This is a genomic window from Streptomyces sp. NPDC045968 (assembly GCF_056430475.1).
Genome location: NZ_JBWKLF010000015.1, coordinates 20,573 through 42,288 on the forward strand (window position 1 = coordinate 20,573; position 21,716 = coordinate 42,288).

The 21,716-nt window shown below is 71.3% G+C and carries 22 protein-coding genes; 6 read left to right on the forward strand and 16 right to left on the reverse strand.

All coding sequences use genetic code 11. From position 1 onward, the window contains the following. Nucleotides 1-7: 7 nt before the first annotated feature. From AC07FA_RS31755 to AC07FA_RS31780, 6 genes are all read right to left on the reverse strand, one after another. Nucleotides 8-1,174, reverse strand: a complete 1,167-nt coding sequence (locus AC07FA_RS31755) for an ROK family glucokinase (RefSeq protein WP_479079793.1) — start codon at nucleotides 1,172-1,174, stop codon at nucleotides 8-10. Nucleotides 1,175-1,285: 111 nt separating this feature from the next. Beyond that, nucleotides 1,286-2,128 (reverse strand): ATP-binding cassette domain-containing protein, encoded by an 843-nt coding sequence (locus AC07FA_RS31760; protein WP_479079794.1) that lies wholly within the window; start codon nucleotides 2,126-2,128, stop codon nucleotides 1,286-1,288. After that, entirely contained in the window at nucleotides 2,095-3,153 is a 1,059-nt protein-coding gene (locus tag AC07FA_RS31765) for an ABC transporter permease (protein ID WP_479079795.1), read from the reverse strand. Before AC07FA_RS31765 ends, AC07FA_RS31760 begins: the two co-directional genes overlap by 34 nt. After that, nucleotides 3,150-4,160: a sugar ABC transporter substrate-binding protein gene (locus AC07FA_RS31770; protein WP_479079796.1), complete on the reverse strand. Its 1,011-nt coding sequence runs from the start codon at nucleotides 4,158-4,160 to the stop codon at nucleotides 3,150-3,152. Before AC07FA_RS31770 ends, AC07FA_RS31765 begins: the two co-directional genes overlap by 4 nt. A gap of 152 nt (nucleotides 4,161-4,312) precedes the next feature. Further along, nucleotides 4,313-5,308 (reverse strand): sugar ABC transporter substrate-binding protein, encoded by a 996-nt coding sequence (locus AC07FA_RS31775; RefSeq protein ID WP_479079797.1) that lies wholly within the window; start codon nucleotides 5,306-5,308, stop codon nucleotides 4,313-4,315. A gap of 135 nt (nucleotides 5,309-5,443) precedes the next feature. After that, nucleotides 5,444-6,202 carry a GntR family transcriptional regulator gene (locus AC07FA_RS31780; protein WP_479079798.1) on the reverse strand — a complete coding sequence of 253 codons (759 nt, stop codon included), beginning with the start codon at nucleotides 6,200-6,202 and terminating at the stop codon, nucleotides 5,444-5,446. Nucleotides 6,203-6,334: 132 nt separating this feature from the next. On the opposite strand from AC07FA_RS31780, the gene AC07FA_RS31785 reads away from it, so the two are divergent. Next, on the forward strand, nucleotides 6,335-7,342 hold the full coding sequence (locus AC07FA_RS31785) for a Gfo/Idh/MocA family protein (protein WP_479079799.1): 1,008 nt from the start codon (nucleotides 6,335-6,337) through the stop codon (nucleotides 7,340-7,342). Nucleotides 7,343-7,399: 57 nt separating this feature from the next. Here the strand turns inward: AC07FA_RS31785 and AC07FA_RS31790 are convergent, their stop codons facing one another. Genes AC07FA_RS31790 through AC07FA_RS31810 form a run of 5 tightly spaced genes read right to left on the reverse strand, consistent with a single transcriptional unit; the run spans nucleotide 7,400 to nucleotide 12,179 of the window. Continuing rightward, the gene (locus AC07FA_RS31790; RefSeq protein WP_479079800.1) at nucleotides 7,400-8,596 is read right to left on the reverse strand and encodes a cytochrome P450 family protein; all 1,197 of its coding nucleotides are present in this window, start codon (nucleotides 8,594-8,596) and stop codon (nucleotides 7,400-7,402) included. A gap of 11 nt (nucleotides 8,597-8,607) precedes the next feature. Continuing rightward, a complete protein-coding gene (locus AC07FA_RS31795; protein WP_479079801.1) occupies nucleotides 8,608-9,027 on the reverse strand; it encodes a PaaI family thioesterase in 420 nt (139 codons plus the stop codon). Between the two features lie 15 nt (nucleotides 9,028-9,042). Further along, nucleotides 9,043-10,215 carry a cytochrome P450 family protein gene (locus AC07FA_RS31800; RefSeq protein ID WP_479079802.1) on the reverse strand — a complete coding sequence of 391 codons (1,173 nt, stop codon included), beginning with the start codon at nucleotides 10,213-10,215 and terminating at the stop codon, nucleotides 9,043-9,045. Between the two features lie 27 nt (nucleotides 10,216-10,242). After that, nucleotides 10,243-10,965: a response regulator gene (locus AC07FA_RS31805; RefSeq protein WP_479079803.1), complete on the reverse strand. Its 723-nt coding sequence runs from the start codon at nucleotides 10,963-10,965 to the stop codon at nucleotides 10,243-10,245. Then, on the reverse strand, nucleotides 10,962-12,179 hold the full coding sequence (locus AC07FA_RS31810; protein WP_479079804.1) for a sensor histidine kinase: 1,218 nt from the start codon (nucleotides 12,177-12,179) through the stop codon (nucleotides 10,962-10,964). The genes AC07FA_RS31805 and AC07FA_RS31810 overlap by 4 nt, the downstream gene beginning before the upstream one ends. Before the next feature lie 146 nt (nucleotides 12,180-12,325). On the opposite strand from AC07FA_RS31810, the gene AC07FA_RS31815 reads away from it, so the two are divergent. After that, nucleotides 12,326-12,529 carry a hypothetical protein gene (locus tag AC07FA_RS31815; RefSeq protein ID WP_479079805.1) on the forward strand — a complete coding sequence of 68 codons (204 nt, stop codon included), beginning with the start codon at nucleotides 12,326-12,328 and terminating at the stop codon, nucleotides 12,527-12,529. On the opposite strand, the gene AC07FA_RS31820 is transcribed toward AC07FA_RS31815, so the two are convergent. Then, a complete protein-coding gene (locus AC07FA_RS31820) occupies nucleotides 12,519-13,448 on the reverse strand; it encodes a DMT family transporter (RefSeq protein ID WP_479079861.1) in 930 nt (309 codons plus the stop codon). The two genes, AC07FA_RS31815 and AC07FA_RS31820, sit on opposite strands and share 11 nt — an antisense overlap. 287 nt (nucleotides 13,449-13,735) lie before the next feature. Here AC07FA_RS31820 and AC07FA_RS31825 point away from each other — a divergent pair, with 287 nt between their 5' ends. Beyond that, nucleotides 13,736-14,473, forward strand: coding sequence for an SDR family NAD(P)-dependent oxidoreductase (locus AC07FA_RS31825; RefSeq protein ID WP_479079806.1), 738 nt, complete (start codon nucleotides 13,736-13,738; stop codon nucleotides 14,471-14,473). 90 nt (nucleotides 14,474-14,563) lie between these two features. Here AC07FA_RS31825 and AC07FA_RS31830 read toward each other — a convergent pair whose 3' ends face one another. The 3 genes from AC07FA_RS31830 to allB all read right to left on the reverse strand — a co-directional run bounded on the left by AC07FA_RS31830 (nucleotide 14,564) and on the right by allB (nucleotide 17,449). Beyond that, nucleotides 14,564-14,893 carry a putative quinol monooxygenase gene (locus tag AC07FA_RS31830; RefSeq protein WP_479079807.1) on the reverse strand — a complete coding sequence of 110 codons (330 nt, stop codon included), beginning with the start codon at nucleotides 14,891-14,893 and terminating at the stop codon, nucleotides 14,564-14,566. Between the two features lie 94 nt (nucleotides 14,894-14,987). Continuing rightward, nucleotides 14,988-16,103: an allantoicase gene (gene alc, locus AC07FA_RS31835; protein ID WP_479079808.1), complete on the reverse strand. Its 1,116-nt coding sequence runs from the start codon at nucleotides 16,101-16,103 to the stop codon at nucleotides 14,988-14,990. A gap of 2 nt (nucleotides 16,104-16,105) precedes the next feature. Next, entirely contained in the window at nucleotides 16,106-17,449 is a 1,344-nt protein-coding gene (gene allB / locus AC07FA_RS31840; RefSeq protein WP_479079809.1) for an allantoinase AllB, read from the reverse strand. A 326-nt stretch (nucleotides 17,450-17,775) separates the two neighbouring features. On the opposite strand from allB, the gene AC07FA_RS31845 reads away from it, so the two are divergent. Next, nucleotides 17,776-18,576 carry an IclR family transcriptional regulator gene (locus AC07FA_RS31845; RefSeq protein WP_479079810.1) on the forward strand — a complete coding sequence of 267 codons (801 nt, stop codon included), beginning with the start codon at nucleotides 17,776-17,778 and terminating at the stop codon, nucleotides 18,574-18,576. A 115-nt stretch (nucleotides 18,577-18,691) separates the two neighbouring features. Here AC07FA_RS31845 and AC07FA_RS31850 read toward each other — a convergent pair whose 3' ends face one another. After that, nucleotides 18,692-18,997, reverse strand: a complete 306-nt coding sequence (locus AC07FA_RS31850; RefSeq protein WP_479079811.1) for a DUF5955 family protein — start codon at nucleotides 18,995-18,997, stop codon at nucleotides 18,692-18,694. A 202-nt stretch (nucleotides 18,998-19,199) separates the two neighbouring features. On the opposite strand from AC07FA_RS31850, the gene AC07FA_RS31855 reads away from it, so the two are divergent. Next, complete coding sequence (locus AC07FA_RS31855) at nucleotides 19,200-19,805, forward strand: nucleotidyltransferase family protein (protein ID WP_479079812.1); 606 nt, start codon at nucleotides 19,200-19,202, stop codon at nucleotides 19,803-19,805. 245 nt (nucleotides 19,806-20,050) lie between these two features. Then, entirely contained in the window at nucleotides 20,051-21,670 is a 1,620-nt protein-coding gene (gene aceB, locus AC07FA_RS31860) for a malate synthase A (RefSeq protein WP_479079813.1), read from the forward strand. The last annotated feature ends 46 nt before the right edge of the window (nucleotides 21,671-21,716 follow it).

Sequence of the window (21,716 nt, forward strand, 5' to 3'; positions counted from 1 at the left end):
GCGCGGATCAGTCGACGGTACGGGCGCTCCGCGTGCTGCGGATGGTGCTCGCGGCCTGGTCGTAGATCTGCGCGTACCGCTCGTACCGTTCGACGCGGCGGCGGTTGGCGCGGCGGAATCTGCGGGCGACCAGCCGGGCCAGGTCTGCGGCGCCGACCATACCCGCCTCGGGGCCGAGCTGTGCTTTCGCGATGCGCGCCTCGGGGCGGTAGCCGCGGCCGGTGAGGTGCCGCTTGAAGGCGTCCCGGGCCGGGCCGATCAGCAGGTCGTCCGCGGCGCTGACGCCGCCTCCGATGACGAAGCAGGACGGGTCGAGTGCGGCGGCGAGATTGGCGATGCCGACGCCGAGCCACTGGCCGATGTCCTGGAGGAGTTCGATGCACATCGCATCGCCCTCGCGGGCCAGTTCGGTGATGAGCGGTCCGGTGATGTCGGGGATGTTGCCCTTGACCCGCTCGATGATGCTGTGGGCCACCGGGGAGTCCGCGGCCGCCAGTTCCCTGGCCTCGCGCACGAGGGCGTTGCCTGAGCTGTACTGCTCCCAGCAGCCGCGGTTCCCGCACGGGCAGCGGTGCCCTCCGGGCACCACCTGCATGTGGCCGAACTCACCCGCGACCCCGTATTTCCCGCGCTTGACGTGCCCGTCCTCCAGGATCGCGCCGCCGATCCCGGTGCCCAGCGTGATCATGACGAGGTGGTCCTCCCCACGGCCGGCGCCGAAGCGCCATTCCGCCCAGGCCGCCGTGTTGGCGTCGTTGTCCACCATGACGGGGACGACGAGGCGGGAGGCGATGGCGTCGCGCAGGGGTTCGTCGCGCCAGGCGAGGTGCGGGGCGAAGAGGACCTTGGAGCGGTCGGCGTCGACCCAGCCGGCCGCGCCGATGCCGACGGCGTGCACATCGTGCCGGTCGGAGAGGTCGAGGACCAGCTCGACGATGGTGTCCTCGACGACCTTGGGGCTCTTGGACTTGTCGGGCGTCTCGGTGCGCAGCTGTTCCAGGATGTTGCCGTCGGCGTCGACGACGCCGGCCATCACCTTCGTACCACCGATGTCGATGCCGACGGTCGGGACCCTGGGCGCTGTCAGGTGCGAGCGGCGCTCCCGGGTGCCGACGGTCTTCAGGACGGTGGCGCGGGCGGAGCCGCGGTGTGCGAAGTCGCGGTACGTGCTCATCGTCCCTGCGTCGGTCGGGGGGCCGGTGCGTGGTGGCGCCGGCGGCGGACTGCGCCCGCCGTGGTCGATTCTGCCATTGCCTGCCGGTGTCCGTACGGCACCGTTTCGTCCTCAGTCCCCTGCGGGGCCCGATTCCGGACCGGTGGCGCGTTCCAGTTCGTGGCTCAGCTCCTCCAGTTCGCTGCCGCCCGCCATCTGCCTGGTCAGCTCGTCCAGCGTGATGCTGTCCCGGGTGTGGCTGCCGGACATGACGCCGCGCTTGAGCAGGACGAACCGGTCGCCCACGAGGTAGGCGTGGTGCGGGTTGTGCGTGATCAGGACCACGCCGAGGCCGGCGTCGCGGGCGGCGGCGACGTACTTCAGCACGACACCGGACTGCTTGACGCCGAGCGCCGCCGTGGGTTCGTCGAGGACGAGGACCTTGGCACCGAAGTGGACGGCGCGGGCGATCGCCACGCACTGGCGCTCGCCGCCGGACAGGGTGCCGATCGGCTGGTCGACGTCCCGCAGGTCGATTCCCATGCGCAGCAGTGCCGCGTGGGTCGTCTCGCGCATCAGCTGTACGTCGAGGCGCCTGAACGGTCCTGCGCCCTTCGTCGGCTCGGAGCCGAGGAAGAAGTTCCGCCAGACCGGCATGAGCGGTACGACCGCGAGGTCCTGGTAGACGGTGGCGATGCCCCGGTCCAGGGCGTCGCGCGGGTTGGCGAGCGTGGTCTCCTCGCCGTCGATCAGGAAGGTGCCGCCGTCGTGCCGGTGCAGCCCCGCGATGATCTTGATGAGGGTGGACTTGCCGGCGCCGTTGTCGCCGAGCACGCAGGTGATCTCTCCCGCGTGGACCTCCAGCGAGACGTGTTCGAGCGCCTTGATGCTGCCGTAGAACTTGCTGACGTCGTCCAGTTCGACGAGTGCCTGGGTCGAGGTCATTTGGTCGCCTCCGCGCGCTTGCGCACCCATGCGTTGAGCAGGGTGGCCAGGAGCAGCATCGCTCCGAGGAAGAACTTGAACCAGTCCGGGTTCCACTCCGCGTACACGATGCCCTTGCTGGTCATGCCGAAGATGAACGCGCCGACCGCCGAGCCGATCGCGGAGCCGTAGCCGCCGGTGATCAGGCATCCGCCGATGACGGCCGCGATGATGTACGTCAGCTCGTTGCCGACACCCTCGCCGGACTGCACCACGTCGTAGCTGAACAGCAGGTGCTGTCCGGAGACCCAGGCGGCGAAGGCCACCCCGAGGTACAGCCCGATCTTCGTACGGATCACCGGTACACCCACGGCCCGCGCGGCGTCGGCCTCGCCGCCGACCGCGAAGATCCAGTTGCCGAAGCGGGTGCGGAGCAGGATCCAGGTGGCGATCGCGACGAGCACGAACCACCACAGGATGGTGACCTTCAGCTCGACGCCGCCGATGGACAGCTGGGAGGCGAAGACCTTGCGAGCCGACTCGAAGCCCTCCATGTCGCCGATGGACTTCGTCGACACGGTGCCGCTGATCAGCTTGGTGAAGCCGAGGTTGAGACCGGTCAGCATCAGGAACGTACCGAGCGTGATGATGAAGCTCGGCAGTTTGGTGCGGGTCAGCATGAGGCCGTTGAACGCGCCGATGGCCAGGGTGACCAGCAGGGAGACGAACACGCCGACCCAGACGTTGGCCGTCATCTGGTAGCTGAACATCGAGGAGATCAGGGCCGAGCTGGTCACCAGCACACCGGCGGAGAGGTCGAACTCGCCGCCGATCATCAGGAGCGCCACCGGCGCGGCCATGATCCCGATGGTGGAGGCCGCGTACAGCACCGTGCCGAAGCTGGAGGCCTGGAGGAAGCTGTCGGCGACGACCGCGAAGAAGAGGAAGACGGCCGCGGCGCCGACGACCGAGCCGAGTTCCGGGCGGCCGAGGAGTCTGCGCAGGGGCGAGGTGCGCAGGAGCCGCTCGTCGGTCCTGCCGGGGGCGGGGGCCGCCGGTTGGCCGGTCGCTGTCATCGGGTCCCTCGCTTCGTGTACTCGGCGAGCTCGGGCGCGTCGTCGGCGGTGATGATCTGCGGTCCGGTCAGGACGGGCAGGCCGCCGCCGAGCACATTGCGGTTGTAGCGGTAGAGCCAGAGCAGGTCGACGGCCTCGTACCCCTGGAGGTAGGGCTGCTGGTCGACGGCGAAGCCGAGGGTGCCAGCCTTCAGTGAGGTGGCGACCTTGGCGTTGAGGTCGAAGGTGTCGACCTCGGCCTCGCTGCCCGCGGTCTCCCTCGCCTTCACGGCGGCGTCGGCGAACGGCGCGCCGAGGGTGACCACCGCGTCGATGCTCTTGTCGGCCTGGAGCTTGGCCTCGATGGACGCCTGGACGTCGGGCATGTTGGTGCCGTCGACGTAGAGGTTCTGCATCGTGCCGCCGAAGGACTTCTTGGCTCCCGCGCAGCGCTGCTCGTGGCCGACGTTGCCCTGTTCGTGCAGGACGCACAGGGCCTTCTTGCGGCCCCGCTGGTCGAGCTCGTCACCGACGGCCTCACCGGCGATGGACTCGTCCTGCCCGATGTGGGTGAGGGCGCCGAACTCCTTGGACTCCGCGGAGCCGGAGTTGACGGTGATCACCGGGATACCCGCCTTGGTGGCCTTGGCCACGACGGCCTTCATGGCGTCCGGCTTGGCGAGCGTGACGATCAGCCCGTCGACCTTCTTGTCGATGGCGGCCTGGACCAGCTGGGCCTGCTGCTGCGCCTCGTCGTGGTGCGAGTAGAGGAAGTTGATGTTGTCCTTCACCGCCGCCTGCTTGGCACCGCTCTGGACGATGTCCCAGAAGGTGTCGCCGTCGCCCGAGTGGGTGACCATGGCGAAGGTCCAGCGCGGTGTGTTCACCGCGGACCGGCCCTCGGCCGCCTGCGCCGCGCGCTCTTCCGCCCGCTTGCCGCCGGTGCTGCTGCATCCCATGAGGGAGGCACCGAGCACCGCTGCCAGCACGGCACCCATCGCACGTACCCCTGTCCGAACCCTTGCCACGACGTCGTGCCCTTCTAGTGCTGCTCGCTGTGCTGCTTGGTGGAGCCGGGGAGAGCGCGCTCCCGGCCCGGCTGCCCAAGTATCCCCGAGGGGGTGTCCGCCTCGCCCGGCAGGGGCGCGGCGGTGCGGCGGCACGGTGCCGCACCGGGCGGTCACCGGGTGCCGCGCGCGGTGTATTCCTCCAGCTGCGGTACGTCCTTCGCGGTGACGATCGCGGGTCCGGTGAGCACCGGCTTTCCGCCGCCGATGACGTTGCCGTTGGTCCGGTTGAGCCAGATCTCGTCGACCGCGAGGTAGCCCTGGAGGTAGGGCTGCTGGTCGACGGCGAAGCCGACCTCCTCGGCCTTGAGCCGCTCGACCACTTCGGCGTTGAGGTCGAAGGTGTCGACCTCGGCGGTGGAGCCGGAGCCCTCCTTGGCCTTGACGGAGGCGGCGGCGAACGGGGCACCGAGGGTGACGATCGCGTCGATGCCCTTGTCCGCCTGGAGCTTCGCCTCGATGGACGAGGTGGAGGCCGGCATGTTGGTGCCTTCGACGTTGAGGTTCTCGACCTGTCCGCCGAAGGTCTTCTTCACCCCGGCGCAGCGCTCTTCGAGTGACACGTTGCCCTGTTCGTGGATCACGCAGAGCACCTTCTTCCTGCCCCGGTTGTTCAGCTCCTCGCCGACGGCCTCGCCCGCGACCGTCTCGTCCTGCCCGATGTGGCTGAGCGCGCCGGCCTCGGCGGAGTGCTGCGCGCCCGAGTTGATCGTCACGACGGGGATACCGGCCTTGACGGCCTTGGCCACGACCGCCTTGACCGCCTCCGGTTTGGCGAGCGTGACGATGATGCCGTCGGCCTTCTGGTCGATGGCGGCCTGGACGAGCTGGGCCTGTTCCTTGCCCTCCTTGTCGGCGGAGTACAGGAACTCGACGTTGTCCTTGGCCGCGGCCTGTTCGGCGCCGCTCTGCACGATGTCCCAGAAGGTGTCACCCTGCCCGGAGTGCGTGACCATCGCGATCTTCATACGGGGGGTGGAGACACCCTTGCCCCCTCCCCCGCCGCCGCCGGACGTGTCCTCGGAGTCCTTGCCGCCGGAGCCGCTGCATCCGGCGAGGGCGAGCGCGCAGATGGCGATCAGGACTGTTGCCGTGCGAGTCGTGCGCATGGTGGGCCCGCCTTCTCTCCCCGGCCGCCCGAGTGCGGCTGGAGGAGTTCTAGCGGCGTTGTATGACCACCGTCAATAGTTTGTCCGAACATTCTTACGCAGTCCGCTGTCCGGAGCGGTGTCCCGCGTGGTCGTTCAGGGGCGTACGAGCAGCTGGAATTCGAACGAGTAGCGCGAGGCCCGGTACACGTGCGAGCCGAACTCGACCGCCCGGCCGGTGTCGTCGAACGTGGTCCGCTGCATGGTCAGGAGGGGTGACCCCGCGGACTCCGCGAGCCGCTCCGCCTCCCCCGTCGTGGCGGCCCTGGCCCCCACGGACTGCCGGGCGCTGTGCAGGGTGATGCCCGACGCGCGCATCATCCGGTAGAGCCCGGTGGATTCCAGTTCCTCGGTGGGGAGGCCGAGCAGCCCCGGGGGCAGATGGTTACGGAGCAGGGCCATGGGCTCGTCGTGTGCGGACCGCAGGCGTTCCACCAGGTGGACCTCGCTGCCCTCGGCGACGCCGAGCGCGGCGGCGACCTCGGCGGTGGCGGGTTCGACGGTGTTGCGCAGGACCCGGGTGGCGGGGCGCTGGCCGGCCTTCTCCAGGTCGTCGTAGAGCGAGCTGAGTTCGAGCGGACGCCTGACCTGGCTGTGCACGACCTGCGTACCGACGCCCCGGCGGCGGACCATCAGCCCCTTGTCGACGAGGGACTGGATCGCCTGGCGGACCGTGGGGCGGGACAGGCCGAGCCGGGACGCGAGCTCGATCTCGTTGCCGAGGAGGCTGCCGGGGGCCAGCCGGCCCTGCTCGACGGCCGCCTCCAGCTGCTGCGCCAGCTGGAAGTAGAGCGGCACCGGGCTGGTGCGGTCCACGCTCAGCGGGAGCGGCCGGTCGGTTCCTTGTGTGGGCACGGAACGAGCCTAGTTCGATTGTCCTGACAAAGCCATGCCGTCCCGAACGGGCGCGCGACCCGTTGATGTGCCCTGTTCATTTGTCAGGACAAACGCTTGACATGACGACAGCGCGAACGCCACCTTGGGGCCATGCGCATCGGACTCATCGGAACGGGACGTATCGGTACCTTCCACTCGGAGGTGCTCAGCCGCCACCCCGCCGTGGACTCACTGGTGGTGGCCGACGCCGACCCGGAGCGCGCGGCCCTGACCGCCGCCCGTACGGGCGCGGCCGCCGCTTCGGTGGACGAACTGTTCGCGGGCGCCGTCGCCCTTGATGCCCTGGTGATCACATCGGCGACCGCCGCCCACGCCGGACTCATCGCCCGCGCCGCCAGGTCCGGCCTCCCGGCCTTCTGCGAGAAGCCGATCGCCATCGACCTGGCGGGCACGCTGGGCGCCCTGGCCGAGGTCGAAGCGGCGGGCACGGTCCTGCAACTGGGCTTCATGCGGCGCTTCGACGCCGGATACGGCGCCGCCCGGGCGGCCGTACGGGACGGGCGGCTCGGCCGGCTCCACACGGTGCGCGCGATCACCTCGGACCCCGCGCCACCGCCGGCCGCCTACCTCCCGCTCTCCGGCGGGCTGTACCGGGACTGCCTGGTCCACGACTTCGACATGGTGCGGTGGGTGACGGGCCGCGAGGTGTCACAGGTGTACGCGACGGGGTCGGACGCCGGGCCCGCGATGTTCCGCGAGGCGGGGGACGTCGGCACGGCGGCGGCGCTGCTGACCCTGGACGACGGGACGCTCGTGACGGCGACGGCGACCCGGTGCAACGGCGCCGGGTACGACGTACGGATGGAGCTGGCGGGCGAGCTGGACCAGATCGCGGTCGGACTGGACGACCGTACGCCCCTCACGTCGACGGAGCCGCAGGGTCCCGCGGCGCCGGCGAAGCCGTGGCCGGGCTTCCTGGAGCGGTTCGCCCCGGCGTACGAGGCGGAGCTCGACGCGTTCGTCCGGGTGGTGCGGGGTGAGCTGGCGAATCCGTGCGACGGGCGCGAGGCGCTGCACGCGCTGCGGATCGCGGAGGCGTGCGAGTGGTCGCGGCGCGAGCGGCGGCCGGTGGACCTGGACGAGGTTCCGGGGGGCTGAACGGCCCCCCGGGGCCCCGTTGGCCTCAATCGCCGGGCGGACCCGGACCGTCTTCGGTCACCACGTCACCGGCAAGCTCAGCGGCCCCCGGATCAGCATCCCCGTACGCCATCGCAGCTTCGACGGGTCGGCGTCGAGACGCAGCTGCGGGCAGCGCTCCAGCAGCGACCTGATCGCGATCTGGGCCTCGATCCGGGCCAGTGGCGCGCCCAGGCAGTAGTGGATGCCGTGCCCGAAGGCGACATGGCCCCGGGCATCCCGTGTGATGTCGAAGCGGTCGGGCTCGGCGTAGCGGGCCGGGTCGCGGTTGGCGTCCGCCATCGCGATCAGGACCAGCTCACCCCCGCCCGGGATCACCGTGCCGCCCACGTCGAGCGGTTCGGTGGTGAAGCGGTACGTGGGGGTCTCGACCGGGCCCTCGTAGCGCAGGGTCTCCTCCACCGCGTTGTCGATCAGGCCGAAGTCGGCTCGCAGCGCGGCCAGTTGCTCCGGGTGGGTGAGCAGCGCGAGGACCCCGTTGGAGATCAGGTTGACCGTGGTCTCGTGGCCCGCGACCAGCAGCAGCCAGGCCATCCCCATCAGCTCGTCGCCGGAGAGCCGGTCGCCGTCGTCGTCCGCCGTGTGGATCAGCGCGCTCATCAGGTCGTCGCCGGGCTGGGCGCGTTTCTGTGCGATGAGCCCGGTCAGATAGGTGGACATCGACCCGGTCGCCGAGACGCGTTCCTCCGCGTCGAGCGAGGAGACCGCGGTGTTCGACCACTGCCGGAACGCCTGCCGGTCCAGGAACGGCACGCCGAGGAGTTCACAGATGACGGACATCGGCAGCGGGAAGGACAGCGCCTCGACCAGGTCGGCGCCCCGGCGGGGGCCCGCCAGCATGGTGTCGAGCAGTTCGTCGGTCAGCGCCTGTACACGCGGCACCAGTTGCTCCATGCGGCGCGGGGTGAACTCCCGGGTGACCAGCTTGCGCAACCGGGTGTGGACGGGAGCGTCCGAGCTGAGCATGGACGTGCCGGCCGACACCTTGCTGACACCCAGGGTGGGTGAGGCCCGGCGCCAGTCCTTGGACAGCCGCTGGTCGGCGAGCAGTTCACGGCCGGCCTCGTATCCGACGACGAGCCAGGCGGGTGTGCCCTCCGGTATGCGCACCCGGTGCACCGGGCCGAGCGCCCGCAGTTCCGCGTAGACGGGGTAGGGGTCGCGGGTGAAGTCCTCACCGAGCGCGGCGAGGTCGACGAGCGATTCGGTGGTCAACGCGGGTCCCTTCAGGGCTGCTTGACAGACAACACGGTCCCCTGCGCGACGGCGCAGAGAGTCTGTTCGCCGTCGCCCCCGACGGTGGACAGGTCGCAGCGGACCACGGCCTGACGGCGGCCGGAGTGCACGACGGTGGCGCGGGCGGACAGGGTGCGCCCGGTGGCCGGGCGGATGTACTGGATGGAGAACCCGCCGGTCAGAACGGCGGGGCCGAGCACGGTGCCTGCGGCGAAGGTGATCGCGTTGTCCGCGGCGTAGGCCAGCACACCGCCGTGCAGAAAGCCGTTCTGCTGCTGGAGTTCGGGCCGGACCTCGACGTCGAGGGTCGCGCCCCCGTCCCCGAAGGCCGTGACGCGTGCCCCGACGAGCACGCTGAACGGCTGGCTGTCGAGGACCTTCTGTGCCGTCCCGAGGTCGAGTTCGCTCATGACAGGCTTTCTACCTCACCAGCGCACCGGCAACCGCCGGACCCCCCGCATCAGCAGGCCCGGCAGCCAGTCGGGCTCACCGCCCTGCGGATCACGCGTGAGCCCGGGGCACCGCTCCAGCAGCGTGCGGATCGCGATCCGGCCCTCCATACGGGCGAGCGGCGCGCCCAGGCAGAAGTGCGTGCCGTGACCGAACGCCAGGTGCCCCTTCGCCTCGCGGCGGATGTCGAAGGTGTCCGGTTCCGGGTAGCGCCCCGGGTCCCGGTCGGCGGAGGCCAGGGCGACGAGCACCGCCTCGCCCGCCGGAATGACCGTCGCACCGACCCGCACCGGCTCCCGGGTGAAGCGGAAGGTAGCCGTCTCCACCGGTCCGTCGTAGCGGAGCATCTCCTCGACCGCGCCGTCGATGAGACCGGGATCGGCCCGGAGCAGGGCCAGTTGTTCCGGGTGGTCGAGCAGTGCCCGTACGCCGTTGGAGATGAGGTTGACGGTCGTCTCGTGGCCCGCCACCAGCAACAGGAAGGCCATGCCCACGAGTTCGTGGGGCGAGAGCCGGTCGCCGCCGTCGTCGCGCGCCTCGATGAGGGCGCTCATCAGGTCCTTGCCCGGCGCGCGGCGTTTGTCCTCGATGAGCTCGGCGAGGTAGGCGCCCATGGCGCGGGCCGCTTCGGCCTCCTCCTCGGGCGTGGCCGGCGCGACGAGGCTGCCGGTCATCCGGCGGAAGGCGTCCCGGTCCAGGTCCGGGACGCCGATGAGTTCACAGATGACGGTCATCGGCAGCGGAAAGGCCAGCGCGTCGACGAGATCGGCGCTCCCCGCGGGGACCATCGCGTCGAGCAGGCTGTCCGTGACCTCCTGGACCCGCGGCCGCAGCGCCTCGATCCGCCGGGCGGTGAACTCGCGGGCGACGAGTTTGCGCAGCCGGGTGTGGTGCGGCGCGTCCATCTCCAGCATGTTGGCGTAGATCGGGCTGGCCCCGCCCGGCGAACCGTCCGCCGTCCGCCAGTCCTTGCCGAAGCGCTCGTCCGCGAGGGCCGCCCTGGCCTCCTCGTACCCGACGATGAGCCAGATCCGGTCGAAGCCCTCGGCACGGATGGTGTGCACCGGTCCTTCGGCGCGCAGCCTCGCGTAGTGCGGATACGGATTCGCCGTGAAGTCGTGCGCTTCGCTCAGATCGACCATGGTCATGGCCGGCCCCCTCCCCGTCCGGTCCGTTCAGCGTATGCCGCCGCCCCTGCCGGTGTCCTCGTCGAGCAGTCCCGCGTCGTGCACCAACAGCGCGATCTGGACACGGTTGTTGAGACCGAGCCTGGCGAGGACGCGGGAGACATGCGTCTTCACGGTCGCCACGCTCAGGTGGAGCGCGGCGGCGATCTCCGCGTTGGAGCTGCCCCGTCCGACCGCGAGCGCCACGGCCTGTTCGCGCTCGGCCAGCTCGGCGAACCGTTGCCGCGCCCGGTCCGCGCGGCCCGCCCGGTCGTCCGGGGCGCCGCCCGCCGCGCGGGCCATGAGCTGCCGGGTGACGGCGGGCGAGAGAACCGGTTCGCCGGCGGCGACCCGTCGCACGGATTCGAGGATCTGGGCGGGCGGAGTGTCTTTCAGGACGAAGCCCGCCGCCCCGGCGCGGATGGCGCGCAGCACCTGCTCATCGGCGTGGAAGGTGGTGAGGACGATGACTTCGGGGGCGTCGGGGCGGCGCCGCAGGGCCTCGGTCGCGGTGAGGCCGTCCATGCCGGGCATCCGGATGTCCATCAGCACGACGTCGGGGCGCAGCCGTTCGACGAGGTCCGCGGCCTCGGTGCCGTCCGCACCCTCCCCGACGATGTCGAGGGAGGCGGCGCCGCCGAGCATCAGGGTGAGCCCGGCGCGTACGAGAGGGTCGTCGTCGACGATGAGCAGCCGGACCGGTCGCGCCACCGGAGGCGTCGGGGTGTTCATGCGGCCCACGGTAGCCAGGCCCGGACACCGAAGCCGCCATCGGGTTCCGGGCCGTGGCCGAGACGGCCTCCCGCGAGGGTGGCGCGCTCGGTGAGGCCGATGAGGCCTTGCCCCGATCCGGGGACCCGCTCGAAGGGCTCGACGGGGGCGGGGTTGCGGGCCTCGATCGTGAGACCGTCGCCGGGCCCGCCGTCCAGGGTGAGGGTGATCTCGGTGCCCGGCGCGTGTTTACGGGCGTTGGTGAGGCACTCCTGGGCGACGCGGTAGACGGTGCGGCCGAGGGCGGCGGGGGCGGCCGCCGGGTCGGCGACCCTGTTTTCGAGGGTGACCTTCATGCCCGCGAGACGGGACTCGGCGATCAGTGCGTCCAGGCTGAGGAGGGTGGGCTGCGGCCGGTCGCTCTCGTCGCCTTCACCGGGTGCGCGCAGGACACCGATGATCTCGCGGAGGTCCTGGAGCGCCTCGTGGGCGCTGTCCCGGATGACGCCGGCGGCGCGGGCGACCTCGGCCGGGGGTGCGTCCGGCCGGAACTCCAGGGCGCCCGCGTGGACACTGAGCAGCGTCAGCCGGTGGGCGAGGACGTCGTGCATCTCCCGGGCGATCGCCTCGCGGGCCAGCCGCTGCGCCTGCTCGGCGCGCAGCTCGGCCTCGGCCTCCGCGCGGCGGGCCCGTTCGCGCAGGGAGTGGACGAGCCGGCGTCCGGACCGTACGACCATGCCCCAGCTGAGGACCAGCAGGACGAGGAGGACACCGAAGACGGTGGAGGCCGTGAACGAGATGTCCGGGTCGGGCCGCAGCCACGGTTGCAGGGGCGCGACGGCCAGGGCCCCGGCGCCGACGAGCGCGACCGGTCTGAACGGCCGGTGCACGGCCAGACTGAACAGCGCGACCAGCAGGGCGCCGCCCGCCACCGGTTCGACGGTGCCGACGACGGTGAGGCTCACGGCGAGCGCCACGGGCCACCGCCTGCGGGCCCACAGCGCGCAGCAGGCCGCGGCGCCGATCAGCGCGTCGGCGAAGACGACCGTCTCCGGTGTCGTGGAGTCCGCCTCGATCGTGCCGATGGCGAGCAGGCCGACACCCGCGGCGCAGAGGAAGGCGGTGATGTCGACCGCCCAGTCCCGCACCGTGCGGCGCGACCTGCCCCCGTCGCCGGGAAGGCCGGGGTCTGTCATCGCCGACGGCAGCAGCCAGCGGTACTCCGTTCGCGTCATATCGGCAAAGCTACGCAGGCGGGAGCCCTGACATGGGCGGCGGGAGCCGGGAAGCGACCAAAGTCGTACGGTCCGAAGACTTTCGGCGCGGCCTCGCAGACCGGTGGCCGACGCGGGCGAGGGACCGTACCGGCGAGGCTCGGCGCATGAAGAAATTCGTCGAGTCGGTGGGCTTTGTCGTCTTCGTTCAGGGCGTGGCCGGGCTGCTGCACGAATGGACGGGGTGGTTCCGGCTCTGGGCGGTGGTGCGGCGGATCGGCTTCCTCGACGAGAACGCGACGTTCGTCCATATCGTGCTGGTGGTGACGGGCGTCGCGGTGATGATGGCGGCGGACGCGGTCAAGGAGTGACGGCGGCCCTGTCCGCGCTGCGACGCCCCCACGCGGTCCCCGCCAGGACGAGCCCGGCGCCCAGCACTCCGAGGACGCCGAGCCGCTCCCCGCCGATCGAGATGCCCACGGCGGCGGCCCACAGGGGTTCCGTACCGAGCAGCAGGCTGACCCGGGACGGCGAGGTGCGGCGTACGGACCACATCTGCACGAAGAACGCGAAGAGCGTGCAGAAGACGGAGAGGAACACCAGCCCGGCCCACTCGCGGACCCCGAAGTCCGCGGCGACGGTCCAGGGCGCCGCGCCGGTGCCCGGCAGGGCCGCGAGGACGGCGAAGACGGCGACGGCGCTGCCGAGCTGAACCGTGGTCAGCGACAGCGAGTCGGCTTCCTTGACCGACGTGATCCGGGCCATCAGCAGGACGTGGACGGTACGGGCGAGGGCCGCCAGCAGCATCAGGACGTCGCCGGCCGAGGGGCTGGTGAAGCCTCCGCCCTGGGTGAGCAGGAGCACCCCGGCGACCGAGAGCCCGGCGGCGGCGAGGAAGGCCCCGGGCGGCCTGATCCTGGTCACCGCGGCCTCGGCGAGCGGGGTGAAGATCATGGTGAGGCTGATGATGAGCCCGGCGTTGGTCGCGGAGGTGTGGACGACGCCGTACGTCTCCAACAGGAAGATCCCGCTGAGCACGAGGCCGAGCACACCGGCTCCGCGCCACTGCGCCGGGGTCAGTGCGCGGAGCCTGCGCCATCCGGCGGCCACCAGGACGGGCAGCACGATCGCGAACCGCAGGACGAGGACGGCGATGACGGTGTGCGTCGTGGTGATGCCCTTGGCGGCGAGATAGCTCGACCCCCAGACGGCGGCGACGACCAGCACGGGCAGGTCGGTGAGCCACGCGCGGCGCGGCGGCGCGAGGACGGGCACGGCGATCGAGGACACCTGGTTCTCCTGGTTCTCCACAGCGGAATGGATGTGTGGAGACCTCGCCGGCTCGCACGCGGAGCGATCACCGTACCGGCCGGGTACGGCCCGCGGGAACACCCGTCTCACGGGGCGGATTCCGGTGCGGGCCCGGGCGTACCCGGCTCGGTGGAACGGCTCGTCGTACGGTCCACCGGGTGCGCGGCCTGGGCGTCCGATTCCCGCCGGTGTCCCGGGCGCCGAACGACTTTCCTGGACCTTGTCGCCAGCACGGCGGCGCTCATCGAGCGGCAAGGAATCCCGATATGACCAGCAGCAACAGGACCGCACTCGTCACCGGTGGCAGCCGGGGCATCGGCGCGGCCACCGCCCTCCGGCTGGCGCAGGACGGTGTGGACGTGGCCCTGACCTACGTGCAGGACGAGGCGGGGGCCCAGGCCGTCGTCCGGAAGATCGAGGGGTACGGCCGCCGGGGCATCGCGCTGCGGGCCGACGCCGCCGACGCCGCTTCGCCCGCGGCCGCCGTGAACGACGCCGCCGACGCGCTGGGCCGCCTCGACATCCTCGTCAACAACGCCGGGATCGGCGTCCTCGGCCCCATCTCCTCGCTCACGGACGCCGATGTCGACCGGGTACTCGCCGTGAACGTACGGGCCGTGTTCCTGGCCTGCCGCGCGGCAGCCGAGCGGATGAGCGACGGAGGTCGCATCATCTCCGTCGGTACGGCACTGAGCAGGTACACGGGCGGTCCCGGCGGCACGCTCTACGCACTGAGCAAGTCCGCCCTGGCGGGACTCACCAAGCCGCTCGCCCGCGAGCTCGGACCGCGCGGCATCACCGTGAACCTGGTCCAGCCCGGCCCGGTCGACACCGACCTCAACCCGGCCGACGGTCCGTTCGCGGCGGGCCAGCGCTCGGCCACCGCGCTGGACCGGTTCGGCACGACGGACGAGGTGGCTTCCCTCATCGCCTATCTGGCGAGCGGCGACGCCGCCTACATCACCGGCACGGAGGTGGTGGTGGACGGCGGCCACGCCGCGTGACTCCTGGGACCGGCGGGCGGGGCGGGCTGCCGGCCGGCCCCGCCCGCCGGGCTGCCGGGGCCGGCCGGCGCCCCATCCCGTACAGCCGCGTCAGCGGTTGCGGGGCATGACCTCGGCCATGCGGCCCCAGCCCTCGCCCGGCACCTCGACGTTGATGATCTCGGGCACCTCGGCGACCAGCTCGGACATCGTCTCCATCGCCGCCGCGAAGTGGGCGGACTTCACGTGCGCCTCGCCCGCCTCCGGCGAGGCGAAGGCTTCGAGCAGGACGAACTGGTCCGGGTTCTCGACGCTGTACGACCACTCGAAGAAGACGTTTCCCGGCTCCTTGCGGGTGGCCAGGGTGAAGTCGTCGACGGCCGGCAGCCAGTTGTCCCGCTCGGCGCTGCGCACGGTGAACTTGACGGCGATGAAGATCATGGAAACTCCTGGTCGGTACGTCCGGCGGGTCCCCATTCAAGCCCGTGCGGCGAGGGAGGACAAAACGGCACCCGCAGGACGCGCCGGGCGTCTCTCAGCCGCCCAGTTCGCGGTGGCGTGCGGCGAGCGCCGCCGCCCCCTCCCCGGTCAGCGAACCGAAGAGCCTCAGCCGTGAGATCCCGCCGTCCGGGAAGATGTCGATGCGGACGTGGGTACCGACGACGGGTTCCGGCAGGACGAAGCGGTGGTTGGTGTCGGGCTGGAGCCGGGTCCGCGGCAGGAATTCGGTCCAGTCGCCGGTGTCCCCGTCCCGCACCGAGAGCGTCGCCCAGCCCGCCGAGTTGCCCTTGAGATAAGCGGTGTCGATCTCGACGGCGCCGATCCGCGACTGTGCGGCCAGGCGGTAGCGGATCCAGTCGTTGCCCCTGTCACGGCGGCGCCGGGTCTCCCAGCCGTCGTCCATCTTGTGGGAGCGGCCGGGCTGGATGGTGTTCGTGGCCGGGGAGTAGAAGCGGTCGGACGCGTCCTCGACCTGTGTGCCGTTCTCCAGGGCCGCGAGGTCGAAGGTGCCGAGCGCGCCCAGCCAGGCGGGGTCGGGGGCCACTTCCCCGTACACCCGCAGGCGGGCGATCCCGCCGTCCGGGTGCTGATTGACCCGCAGGTGGGTGAAGCGCTGCTCGGCGTCGACGACGAAGCCGTTGGCCGCGTGGCCGCCGACGGCCGTACGGGGGACGAGCGTCGTCCACTTCACGTCCGGCGCGAGCAGTTCCGCGGGCGACGGGGAGCCGGGCAGGGAGGCCGCCTGGACGGAGACCGCCTGCGGGTAGTTCCCCCGGAAGTGCGCGGTGTCGACGACCAGTCCGCGTACGACACCGGGCGCCCCGAGCCGGACGAGCGCCCAGTCGTGGTCCTCGTCGGTGGGGTGCGGCCGCGCGGCGCTCGCGCCACGGCGGCGGCGGGTCTCCCAGCCGTCCATGATCTTGCCCTTGTGCCCGAAGCGCTCGGGGTCGAACTCCGCGGGCCCGGGCTTCAGCAGGTTCTCGCGCTCGGCGAAGAACTCGTCGTTGGCGGCGATCACCCCGGCGCCCAGGCGGCGGTCGGCGAGGTCGACGAGCCGGCTGAAGGGGAAGTCGGCGGTGCGGTAGTCGGCGTACGGGTCGCCGCCCCCGTACGGGCTCGCGTCACCGGTGAAGTGCGGGATCGCCGTCATGGTCAGGAGTTCCTTTCGAGGAGCAGGCCGGTGGGTTCGGCGAGGACGCCCTCGTGCGCGATCCGTACGCCGCGCAGCCAGGTGGACTTCACGACGCCGTGCAGGGTCTTGCCGGCGTAGGCGGTGACCTGGTTGCGGTGGAAGAGCTCGGCCGGGTCGACGGTGAAGGTCTCGTCGGGGGCGAGGACGGCGAAGTCGGCGTCGCGGCCGGCCTCGATGGCGCCCTTGCGGGCCAGTCCGGCCAGTTCGGCGGGGGCGGCGGACATCCAGCGCACCACGTCGTCGAAGTCGTGGCCGCGCCTGCGGGCCTCGGTCCAGATGGCGGGGAGGCCGAGCTGGAGGGAGGAGATGCCGCCCCACGCGGAGGCGAAGTCCGGCGTCTTGAGGTCGGTGGTGCAGGGCGAGTGGTCGGAGACGATGCAGTCGATCGTGCCGTCGGCGAGGCCCTGCCACAGCGCGTCCTGGTTGGCGGCCTCCCGGATGGGCGGGCAGCACTTGAACTCGGTCGCCCCGTCCGGTACTTCCTCCGCGGTGAGCGTGAGGAAGTGCGGGCAGGACTCGACGGAGACGCGGACGCCCTCGCGCTTGGCGGCGGCGATCGGCTCCAGCGCGTCGCTGGACGACAGGTGGAGCACGTGGACGCGGGCGTTCAGCCGCTTGGCGTGGGCGATGAGGCCGGCGATCGCGGTGTTCTCCGCGTCGCGCGGACGGGAGGCGAGGAAGTCGGCGTACGCGGGGCCGCCGCGCTGCGGGGCGGACTCCAGGTGGTGCGGGTCCTCGGCGTGCACGATGAGGAGGCCGCCGAGGCCGGAGATCTCGGCCATGGAGCGGGCCAGTTGTTCCTGGTCCAGCTCCGGGAACTCCTCGACGCCCGAGGGGGACAGGAAGCACTTGAAGCCGAAGACCCCGGCCTCGTACAGCGGGCGCAGGTCCTTGGTGTTGGACGGGATCGCGCCGCCCCAGAAGCCGGTGTCGACGTGCACCTTGGGGGCGGCCACCCGCTGCTTGGTCCGCAGGTGACCGACGGTCGTGGTCGGCGGCAGGGAGTTGAGCGGCATGTCGAGGAGGGTGGTGATGCCGCCGGCCGCGGCGGCGCGGGTGGCGGTGTGGAAGCCCTCCCACTCGGTGCGGCCAGGGTCGTTCACATGCACGTGGGTGTCGACGAGGCCCGGCATCAGGACGTCGTCGCCGAAGTCCTCCAGACGGGCACCCCGGGGCACCTCGGCGTCGTACGGAAGGACTGCGTCGATCGTCCCCCCGGCGACGGCGACCGTCGCGGGGCGCGTTCCTTCGGGGGTGACGACGCGCGTCGAGCGCAGTAGCAGGTTCACGTCCGCACCGGACACGCGTGCTCCTCACTTCGTGGTTTCAACGAACTGTTGAAGGAGTCTTCATCGGGGACTCCCCCTCGTCAAGACCCTCACCGTCCCCGCCGGACAGCAAGCCGACCACCCGCCAGGGCGATTGGATGTTTCCACGAAGTAAAAGAACAATTTCGTAGAGCGGAATGTAGCATGGACCAGGAAGAGCCTCGGGCGACCGCCCCGACGACCTGCGCACCTGGACAAAACGGCCCCTGACCGGCAAGGACGCCGCCCCGGGAACAGTGGGCCGATCGGGAACAGCCCGGTAGGCTGGCGCCTTGCTGTTCCGCATCGAAAGGACCGTTGACGTGCCGCCGTCCCACGCCAGCACATCCGACTCCAAGCCCGCCGGCCCCAGCGGCGGTGTGCAGTCCCTTGAACGCGCCTTCGATCTGCTGGAACGGATGGCGGACGCCGGGGGCGAGGTCGGGCTGAGCGAGCTCTCCGCGAGCAGCGGACTGCCCCTGCCCACCATTCACCGGCTGATGCGCACCCTGGTCGTGTGCGGCTACGTACGTCAGCAGCCCAACCGCCGCTACGCGCTCGGCCCGCGGCTGATCCGCCTCGGCGAGTCCGCGTCCCGGCTGCTCGGCACCTGGGCCCGCCCCTACCTCCAGCGCCTGGTCGAGGAGACCGGCGAGACGGCGAACATGGCCCTGCTGGACGGCGACGAGATCGTGTACGTCGCCCAGGTGCCGTCGAAGCACTCGATGCGCATGTTCACCGAGGTGGGCCGCCGGGTCCTCCCCCACTCCACGGGCGTGGGCAAGGCGCTCCTGGCGAACACCCCGGCCGACGAGGTGCGGGCCCTGCTCGCCCGTACGGGCATGCCGGCCGCGACCGAGAAGACCATCACCACCCCGGACGGCTTCCTCGAGGCACTCGATCTGGTGCGCAGGGCCGGTTACGCGGTCGACGACAACGAGCAGGAGATCGGCGTCCGCTGCCTGGCGGTGTCCGTGCCCAACTCCCCCACGTCGGCGGCGATCTCGATCTCGGGCCCCGCGGGGCGGGTGACGGAGACGGCGACGGAGCGGATCGTGCCGATACTCCAGCAGGTCGCGAAGGAACTCTCCGAGGCGCTGGCGAGCAGCGGCGCCACCAGCTGAGCCGTGTCCTGAAGGGCCGGGCAGTGCGCGTGCCCGCCCCCGGGGCGGCCGCGTCGGCCCGCGGGCGGCGGCACGCCGTCCGGCCCGCCGCCGGCCCGGCCGCCCCCGGCGCGGTTCAGTGGCGCGGGGGCTCCCCGAAGAGGTCCACCGCGTTCCGTACCTCCCGGAGCCCGGGAGCCAGTGCGCTGACCGAGCCGATCGCCCCCGCGATCAGCAGCAGTGAGCGGCGCAGCCGGGGAATCTCCGGTGTGCCGCTGGTCGCCATGGCGTCCAGCGCCGCCAGCTCGTCCTCGGCGATCCCGCGGTCCGGGAACTCCACGGGGTATCCGGCGAGTTCACGGCGGAGCCGGGAGACGGCCGTACGCAGCTCCGGCACTCTCGGGTCGTCCTCACCGCTTCCGGTCACCCGCTTCTGCCCCACGCTTCGCAACAAAGCACTCCCCCTCGCACGCCTTTGTGCCGGTGTGACGCCCAGAACCATGACCGTCGTCAAGTCCCTGGGGTTGTCCGCAAGTTAACGTCATGGAAGGGGGCGTGCGCCACTCCATGGACGGAATTCGGGGTGCCCCCTCCGGGTGACGCGCGTGTCGCTTGTTCGAACGACGCAGTGGTATCCAGGGCCCATGTCATCTCCCTCAGAGAAGCCCGTGATCGCCGGTGTCCTGCTTGCCGCGGGTGGCGGCCGCCGGCTCGGCGGCCGGCCGAAAGCCCTGCTGGAACACCATGGCCGCCCGCTGGTCGAGCACGCCGTCCGGACACTGCGCGACGGGGGCTGCGGCCCGCTCCACGTGGTGCTGGGCGCGGCGGCCGGAGAGGCCGGGGCCAGGGCCGATCTGTCCGGGTGCGTGGTCACCGTCAATCCGGAGTGGGAGCAGGGCATGGGCTCCTCGCTCAGGGCGGGGCTCGCCTCCCTCGCCGGGACGGGGGCGGACGCGGCGCTGGTGCTCCTGGTCGACCAGCCGGGCATCGGTGCGCAGGCGGTGGCCCGGGTGCGGTCGGCGTACCGCTCGCGGTCGGGCCTCGCCGCCGCCTCGTACGACGGGGAGCGCGGCCATCCGGTGCTGTTCGGCGCCGACCGCTGGGCGGACATCGCGGGGGCGGCCGTGGGCGATCAGGGGGCGCGGGCCTATCTGCGGGCGCACCGCGATGCGATCACGCTCGTCGAGTGTTCCGATGTGGCTCAGGCGTACGACATCGACACGGCGGAGGATCTGACGCACCTGGAGTGAACGGACCGTGCCCGATCTGGCACGCTGCGCCAGCAGCGCCCCACTTGTGTCGACCCGGAGAATCTCGACATCAACAAACCATTGAACTTCCACCATGAGGAAACTACTATCCACTGGTCAGAAGCGCTCTGAACCCCAGACGGCGCCCACGGCCGTATCTCGGAGCCCTGGCACGCCGTGCCATTTCAGGCGACCCGGCGGCCGTGAGAGGCCGCTCGCACCGCCCGCTGAAGGAGTGACAGCTCATGTCCGCACCAGCGCCGTCCACGCTGGCCATCGTCGATGCCGAGCCCCTGCCCCGGCAGGATGAGGTCCTGACCCCCGCGGCCCTCGCGTTCGTGGCCGAGCTGCACCGGCAGTTCACGCCGCGCCGTGACGAGCTGCTCGCCCGCCGGGGCGAGCGCCGCGCCGAGATCGCCCGTACCTCCACCCTCGACTTCCTCCCGGAGACCGCACAGCTCCGCGAGGACGACTCCTGGAAGGTCGCGCCGGCTCCGGCCGCGCTCGACGACCGCCGGGTGGAGATCACCGGTCCGACCGACCGCAAGATGACCGTCAACGCCCTGAACTCGGGCGCCAGGGTCTGGCTCGCCGACTTCGAGGACGCGTCCGCCCCCACGTGGGAGAACGTGATCCTCGGCCAGCTCAACCTGACCGACGCCTACACCCGTACGATCGACTTCACCGACGCGAGGTCGGGCAAGTCCTACGCCCTGAAGCCCGCCGCCGAGCTCGCGACGGTCGTCATGCGCCCCCGAGGCTGGCACCTGAACGAGCGTCACCTCCAGCTCGACGGCACTCCGGTGCCGGGTGCGCTGGTCGACTTCGGCCTCTACTTCTTCCACAACGCCCAGCGTCTGATCGACCTCGGCAAGGGCCCGTACTTCTACCTCCCCAAGACGGAGTCGCACCTGGAGGCCCGCCTCTGGAACGACATCTTCGTCTTCGCCCAGGACTACGTCGGCATCCCGCAGGGCACGGTCCGCGCGACCGTCCTGATCGAGACGATCACCGCGGCGTACGAGATGGAGGAGATCCTCTACGAGCTCCGCGACCACGCCTCCGGGCTGAACGCGGGCCGCTGGGACTACCTCTTCTCCATCGTCAAGAACTTCCGTGACGGCGGCGCCAAGTTCGTGCTCCCCGACCGCAATCTCGTCACCATGACGGCCCCGTTCATGCGCGCCTACACCGAACTCCTGGTCCGCACGTGCCACAAGCGCGGCGCCCACGCGATCGGCGGCATGGCGGCCTTCATTCCGTCGCGCCGCGACGCGGAGGTCAACAAGGTGGCGTTCGAGAAGGTCAAGGCGGACAAGGACCGCGAGGCCCGCGACGGCTTCGACGGCTCCTGGGTCGCCCACCCCGACCTCGTGCCGATCGCCATGGCCTCCTTCGACGCGGTCCTCGGCGAGAAGCCGAACCAGAAGGAGCGCCTGCGCGAGGACGTCTCGGTGGCGGCCGGCGACCTGATCGCCATCGACACGCTGGACGCCAGGCCCACCTACGAGGGGCTCCGCAACGCCGTCGCGGTCGGCATCCGCTACATCGAGGCGTGGCTGCGCGGCATGGGCGCCGTGGCCATCTTCAACCTGATGGAGGACGCCGCGACCGCCGAGATCTCACGCTCGCAGATCTGGCAGTGGATCAACGCGGACGTGGTCTTCGAGAACGGCGAACACGCCACGGCGGAGCTGGCCCGCAAGGTCGCCGCCGAGGAACTCGACACGATCCGCGCGGAGACCGGCGACGAGGCGTTCGCCGCGGGCAAGTGGCAGCAGGCCCACGACCTCCTGCTCCAGGTCTCCCTGGACCAGGACTACGCGGACTTCCTGACCCTGCCGGCATACGAGCAGCTGCGCTGACCCGTCCCGCTCACGACGGTCCGCCCCCGGTGCCCCAGGGCACCGG